General features: G+C 65.2%; 4 protein-coding genes. All 4 read right to left on the bottom strand.

Going from position 1 to position 4535, the window contains the following annotated elements; all coding sequences use genetic code 11:
* Nucleotides 1-1203, bottom strand: a 1203-nt coding sequence (locus OQK_RS25860) for a BatD family protein (protein ID WP_038862187.1), incomplete at its 3' end; no start/stop codon positions are given.
* Nucleotides 1200-2936 carry a vWA domain-containing protein gene (locus OQK_RS25855; RefSeq protein ID WP_016774991.1) on the bottom strand — a complete coding sequence of 579 codons (1737 nt, stop codon included), beginning with the start codon at nt 2934-2936 and terminating at the stop codon, nt 1200-1202. The genes OQK_RS25855 and OQK_RS25860, both read right to left, overlap by 4 nt.
* Nucleotides 2933-4012: a vWA domain-containing protein gene (locus OQK_RS25850; RefSeq protein ID WP_016774990.1), complete on the bottom strand. Its 1080-nt coding sequence runs from the start codon at nt 4010-4012 to the stop codon at nt 2933-2935. Before OQK_RS25850 ends, OQK_RS25855 begins: the two co-directional genes overlap by 4 nt.
* Nucleotides 4005-4502, bottom strand: a complete 498-nt coding sequence (locus OQK_RS25845) for a DUF4381 domain-containing protein (RefSeq protein ID WP_016774989.1) — start codon at nt 4500-4502, stop codon at nt 4005-4007. Before OQK_RS25845 ends, OQK_RS25850 begins: the two co-directional genes overlap by 8 nt.
* Nucleotides 4503-4535 lie beyond the last annotated feature (33 nt).

The raw sequence follows: 4535 nt of genomic DNA, 5'->3' as shown, positions 1-4535 counted from the left end.
CGTGCTCGGTTGCAGGGTGCCGGCCGGGGTGTCGATTTGCAGGCTGGGGTTGTTCGCGACTTGCAGGGTGCGCGCGGGCAGGCTGCTGTGTTCGAGGTGGTCTTCGAAGGTGTTCCACCAGACCACGTCGACGGTTGGCAGGTCGATCGCGCCGCTGCGGCTTGGCACCAGGGCTTCGCGTTCTTCGCGGCTGCCAATGATGCCGCGGTCGCTGCTCTGGTTGCTCAGCACGGGTTGATCGGGGTAGCGGCGCAGGCCGTTGACGTCGGTGGCGGGCAGGGCGGGGAGTTGCGAGCTGGCGAGGCCTTCGACTTTGAGCGTCAGGCTGCGGGTCAGGGAATCGCCGACCTGGGTGTGATCCGGTTCCGGGCTCCAGCTTTCGCTGAGGTTGAGGCTGCGCGCCGGCAGCCATGGTGCATCGACCGGGTAGGTCAGCGGTTTCGGTTTGACCGTCAGCGGAATCGACGCCGAGCTCACTCGCATCAGTTTGCCGGGCTTGGGCCCCGAGGCGTCTGCCGATGGCGCGGTATCGACCAGCGTGGCGCTGAACGTCTGCGGGGCGATCGTCAGCGGGCCGCTGTGTTGCGGATAGATCGCGTAGCGCATCTCGATCACGCCGTGGCGCAGGCCATTGATGTCTTTTTCGTAGGTGCGCGTGTCGCCAAGTTGTTCGATGCGCGCATCGGCGATTTGCAGCGGGCTCAGGCTGCTGTCGTCGTACAGCGAGACTGAATGATAGATGCGCAGGGTCAGGATGGCCTGGGCCTGTACGTAAACGCTGGTCTGATCGAGGCTGGCTTCGATGAACACCGGATCAAGGCTGTTGTTGTCTTCGCGGTTGTCGCTGGCGATCACCTGCACGGTGATCGGCTGGCTCTGTGCGTCGCCCAGTTGCAGCGGCGGAATCACGACGCTGCCGTTTTCTTTCGGCAGCAGGGTGATGATCCAGCGTGTGGTTGCGCGGTTGTCGCCGTTGAGGGTGTTGAGCTGGTTGACCTGGCGCGTGCCGCGCACTTCGAACAGCGCTTCCAGCGCCGACAGATCGGGCTTGCCGAACTGGGTGACGTCGTCAGTTTCGAGGGTGAGCTCGACCGTCTCGCCGGAGTTCAGGCGACTGCGATCCACGCTGGCAGTCAGCTCGGCCGCTTGAGCGGTGGCCGTGCAGATCAGCAGGGGCAGCAAGAGAGCGGTGAAGCGGGTCATCGATTGTTTTCCTGATCCTGATGTTGTTGCTGTTCGTACCAGAATTTGCGCCTGAGCAGTTCGCCCGGGTCGTCCGGGATCTTGCCCAGCCATTGTTCGAGCGCCTGACGCTGCTCGCCTTCGAGGTTGTTCTCGCTCGGGCGCAGGGTCGGCACCGTGTCGGTTTCCTCTTCCTCGTTGCTGCCGGGGATTTCATTGGGGCCGGGCAGCGGCGGGGCGGTCGGCGGCGGTTCGCTGGCCGACTCGGCCGGTTGCGCCTCGCTCTGGGTTTCACTGCTCACCGCCGGAGGGGGCGCGGTGGTGGGCGAGGGCTCATCGCCGGGCAGACTTTGTTCGTTCGGCTGGTTATCCGGTTCGGGCGGCGGCGGGGCGTTTTTCTGCTTCAGCAGGTTTTCCACCAGCGCCTTGTTGGTCTGCGCCGGACGCAGATCCGGTTGCAGCTCGAGCGCCTGTTCGTAGGCATCGATCGCCGCTTCCAGCTCGCCACTTTTTGCCAGAGCGTTGCCACGATTGTAGTGGGCGCGGGCATCGCTGCCCTCGGCGAAGCGCTGAGCGGCGCCACTGTAGTCGCCGGCCTCGTACAACGCCACCCCTTGCCACTGATGATCTTCAAAATGCTGCGCGGCTTCGGCCGGGCGTTTCTGCTTGAGCAGGTGCAAACCCTGCTGGTCGGGGCGCAGCCACAAGTCTTCGAAATCGAAAGCGTAGCTCGGTTGCGGCAGGCACCACAGCAGCGGCAGGCAGAACAGCCAACCACGGCGCCCGGCACAAGCGGCGAGCAATAGCAGCGGCAACAGCAGCCAGTAGCCCTGATCGGCCCACGTATCGAGGCGCACGGTCTGGCCGTCGTCGCGCAGGCTGCGCGGGCCGTTGAGCAAACCGAGGGCGCCAAGATCAGCCTCGTCGAGACGCGCCGGGTGATACTCGCCGCCGACGCTGTTGAGGAATGTCGCCAGACCAGGACTGTCGAGTTGCGGCACGCGGATCGCGCCTTGCTCGTCCTTGAGGAAACTGCCGTCCTCCTGGGCAATCGGCGCACCTTCGGCGGTGCCGATGCCGAGCATCAGCAGTTGCGTCGACTCGCCATTCAGCGCTCGGCGAATGCCTCGCCGTTCTTCTTCATTGAGCGACGAACCGATCAGCAAAATCCGTCCCTGTCCCAGCGCACCTTGCTTGAGCAGGGCAAGTGCTTTGTCCACGGCCAGATCGGCGCGGTGGCCGGCTTCCGGCATCAGCGACGGCTTGAGCGCGTCGAGCAGGTTGCGACTGGTGGCCAGATCATCCGACAGCGGCACCAGCGTGTGCGCGCTGCCGGCATAAACGACGATGGCGGTCTGCGCATCGCTGCGCGCCTGCAACAGGTCGAACAGCTTGCGCCGCGCCTGTTCCAGACGCGTCGGTGGCGAGTCGGTGGCGAGCATCTCCGGGGTCAGTTCGAGCACGACTACCAGCGGATCGGCGGGTTTCTGGCTGGTCTGTTCGACGCGCTCCCAGCTCGGCCCAAGCAAGGCCAGAATGGTCAGCAACCACGCCACGCCAAGGGCGATCCACGGCAGTTTGCTCTGGCGACCGCTGCCGCCACTGAGCAGCGCAGCGTGGAATGCCGGCGGCAGAATCATCTGCCAGCGACCGGCGCGTTTCTGTCGGTGCCAGAGTTGCCAGAGCAGCCAGCCGAGCAGCGGCAACAGCAACAGCCACCAAGGGCGGAACCAGTACGGCCAGAGCGCGATCATCGGCGCCTCCGCAGACGCAAACGCTGCAAGCGCTGACGCCAGTCCGGCAGTGGACTTTGCAAATACAGTTGTTTGGTAAACAGGCGTTGCAGCGGGTTGTCCGGCCACAGCTCGCGGACGACCAGCAACAGGCTCAACCATAGCGCCAACGCTAGCGGCCAGTGATACAAGGCTTGCGCCGGGCGTGCCTGAGTCGGTTGCTGGGTCACCGGTTCGAGCTGATCGAGGGTGTCCTTGATCGCTTGCAGCTCCAGGCCGTCATGGGCGCGGAAGTACTGGCCGCCGGTGATTTCGGCGATGGCTTTGAGTGCCGGTTCATCCAGATCAAGGCTCGGGTTCACGCCGAGCAGGCCGGTCGAGCCGCTGTCCTCGGGATTGGCGCCGATGCCGATCGGATAGATTCTGACGCCCTCGCTGGCGGCGAGTTTCGCGGCCGTCAGCGGATTGATTTCGCCGCCGTTGTTGGCGCCGTCGGTGACCAGAATCAGCACGCGACTTTGCGCCGGGCGCAGGCGCAGGCGTTTCAGGGCCAGGCCGATAGCGTCGCCGATCGCGGTGTTCTTGCCGGCGATGCCGATCCGCGCCTCGTCGAGCCACACGCGAACGGTGCGCCGGTCAAAGGTCAGTGGCGCTTGCAGGTAGGCCTGGCTGCCGAACAGGATCAGGCCGACGCGGTCGCCGTCGCGGCTTTCGAGGAAATCACCGAGCAAGTGCTGCACCAGCGACAGGCGACTGACTTGTTCGTCCTGCCATTGCATGTCGGGAAAATCCATCGAACCGGACACGTCCACCGCCACCAGCAGATCACGGCCACTGGCGGCAATCGGCAGCGGTTCGCCGAGCCATTGCGGGCGGGCGGCGGCGATCAGCAGGATCAGCCACAGCAAGATAAACGGCGCCTGCTGCCGCCACGCCGGCAAGTTCGCACGGGCGCGGCGGCGGGCGAGGCCTTCAAGGTCGGCGAGGAAACTGACTTTGAGCGCCGGCTCGCCGCTGTCGGCCACCGGCAGAACAAGACGCATCAGCCACGGCAGCGGCAACAGCACGAAGATCCACGGCCAGGCGAACTCAAACATGTTTGCGAATCCACGTGTCGACCGCTTGGGTCAGGCCGGCGATGGCTTTGTCATCGAGTTTGCATTCCGGTTTGTACGCGCCTTCGACCAGCACCATCCAGCGCGTCAGGCCGGCAGCCGGGCAGCGGTTGTCAAGGAAGGCCAGCCATTTGCGGCCGTTGAGGGTGTGGCTCTGGCTGTACGGATAGTGGTTGCGGCACAGGCGTTTGAGCAGGCCGTTGAGTTGTTGCAGCCAGGCGCCGGCGGGTGCGCCGTCGTAAGGCTTGGGCATTTGCGCCAGTTCGGCCAGCGCGGCGATGCGCACCGGGTCCAGCGGTTGCTCGGCGCGTACCACCGGGCGTTTCTTCATCGGAATGAAACGGCGCAGCTTCCACACGGCAAAACCCAGCAGCGGCAACAGCAGAAGCAGCAGCCACCAGCCCGGCGCCGGCGGCCAGAAGGCGATCGGCGGCGGCGAGATCAGCAGTTGCAGTTGTTCGAGGCCGTTCATCGACCTTTCCCCGGACGCTGCGGGTTGAGGAAC

Source organism: Pseudomonas sp. R62, assembly GCF_000257605.1.
Lineage (GTDB): Bacteria > Pseudomonadota > Gammaproteobacteria > Pseudomonadales > Pseudomonadaceae > Aquipseudomonas > Aquipseudomonas atacamensis.
This window is presented reverse-complemented; position numbering and strand designations above follow the sequence as displayed.